The following is a 1,908-nucleotide window of genomic DNA, read 5'->3' as shown; positions in this document are numbered from 1 at the left end:
CTGCCGTTGCGCATCCGCCAGCACAATGAGAACGCCATCAAGGTGGCGGAATATCTGCGCGGTCATCCGAAGATCGCGGACGTCATCTTTCCGAAATATCAGACCGGCGAGAACAAGCGCCGCGCCGATGCCTATTTGCGGTCGGGCAGCTATGGCGCGCTGGTCGGTTTCGAGTTGAAGGACGGGCGCGAAGCCGGCCGCTCCTTCATCAATGGGCTGAAGCTGCTTTACCACGTGGCCAACATCGGCGACGCTCGCTCGCTCGCCATTCATCCGTCGACCACCACCCATTCGCAGCTCTCGTCAGAGGAGCAACTCGCGACCGGGGTCACGCCCGGTTACGTCCGGCTTTCCATCGGCATCGAGCATCCCGACGACATCATCCGCGATCTCGAACAGGCGCTCGACCAGGTCGCCGGCGACCGCGAGCTGAAGGCTGCATGAGGCATCCGCCGGCAACTGTCGGCTTCAAATCCAAAAGGAGAGGGCAATGGGTTCCAGCAACGACATTAAAAGCTCGAAAATCTCGCGGCGCGGGATGCTGAAGACGGCCGGGGCGCTCGGCGTCGGCGCCGCCGCTCCCGGTCTGCTCGCCAGGCCGACCAGTTACGCTATCGCTGGCAATCCGACAAAGGTCAGGCTGTCGTGGACCGAGTTCGCCGCCTGCCATTCGCCGATCGCGTTTGCGCTTTCAAAGGGCATCTACGCCAAGCACGATCTCGACATCGATCTCTACTACCAGGGTGCCAGCGGGCTGACGCTGATCCAGTCCATCGCCACCAACAAGACCGACGCCGGCGCCGGCCTGCTTTACGACTGGATCAAGCCGCTCGAGCAGGGGCTGGACGTAAAACTCTTCGCCGGCTCGCATGGCGGTTGCACCAGGCTGCTGGCCTCCAAGGCGTCCGGCGTCAAGAAGCTGGAAGACCTGAAGGGCAAGACGATCGTTTCCTATGACGTGGCGAGCCCGCCCAAGCATTCCTTCCAGGTGGCGCTGGCCAAGGCCGGCCTCGATCCGAACAACGACGTCAACTGGACCAACGTGCCGTTCGACCTCGTCGGCGAGACCGTCGGCAAGGGCCAGGCGGATGCACTCGCCCATCTCGATCCCTGGGCCTATGCGCAGAAGAAGAAATTCGACCTGGTCGAGGTCGCCAACACCCAGACCGGCGTCTTCGAAGGCACGGTCTGCTGCGTGCTCGGCGTCAATTCCACATTCCTGAACGCAAACAAGGATGCCATCCGGCGCCTTGCGGAAGCGGACATCGAAATCCACGAATACGCCTCGCAGCATCCGGATGAGGTGGCGAAATGGTTCGTCGACAATCTCAATCCCGGCTTCCCGGTCGAGGACATCCACGATGAGATCGCGTCTTGGGCTTTGCACACTCACCCGGTCGGCAAGGATCTGGAGGCGCAGGTCAAACGCTCCGCCGAGGATCTGGCACTGATCAAGGTGCTTGACCCGACCACTGTGCCGTCGGAACTCGCCTCGCGCGTCACGGTCGATATCCTGGCTTAGGCGCAGCGCATGAGTGCGGCAGCCGACAAGCATGAGGACGGCACGACGCTGGCTTCCGTGCTTGGCGGCGCCATCTGGAAGCACGGATTGATCGCGGCGGCCGCCTGGATCGGCGCCGCGATCGTCACCATGGCGCTACCCGACGTCGTCCCGTGGGGTAGCCGCAACCTGTTCGGAGGTCTCCTGCTGGCCGGCGCCGCGGTTTTCGCGGTTCTGGTTTTCACGGCCGACCGACTTGGCAGGCTTGGGGGGTGGCTGATCCATTACGGCCCCTGGTTCATCGCGCTCGGTGTCTGGTTCGGGCTTTGGGAACTGACGACTGCGAAGCTCGGCTGGTTGCCGAAGCCGTTCTTTTCGCCGCCGCACGGACTGCTGCATGTCTATAT

At 62.9% G+C, this 1,908-nt stretch carries 2 protein-coding genes and 1 pseudogene; all 3 read left to right on the top strand.

Going from position 1 to position 1,908, the window contains the following annotated elements; translation table 11 throughout:
• On the top strand, window positions 1–444 hold a 444-nt coding region (locus EOA29_RS34840; protein ID WP_189479094.1), incomplete at its 5' end, for a PLP-dependent transferase.
• Window positions 445–490: 46 nt separating this feature from the next.
• A complete protein-coding gene (locus EOA29_RS34835) occupies window positions 491–1,522 on the top strand; it encodes an ABC transporter substrate-binding protein (protein WP_127222284.1) in 1,032 nt (343 codons plus the stop codon).
• A gap of 9 nt (window positions 1,523–1,531) precedes the next feature.
• Window positions 1,532–1,908: pseudogene (locus EOA29_RS34830) on the top strand (hypothetical protein); the annotation flags it as partial.

The organism is Mesorhizobium sp. M1E.F.Ca.ET.063.01.1.1, from assembly GCF_003998155.1.
Classification (GTDB): Bacteria; Pseudomonadota; Alphaproteobacteria; order Rhizobiales; family Rhizobiaceae; genus Mesorhizobium.
Note: the sequence above shows the minus strand (reverse complement) of the source record. Positions and strands in the feature narration are given on the sequence as shown.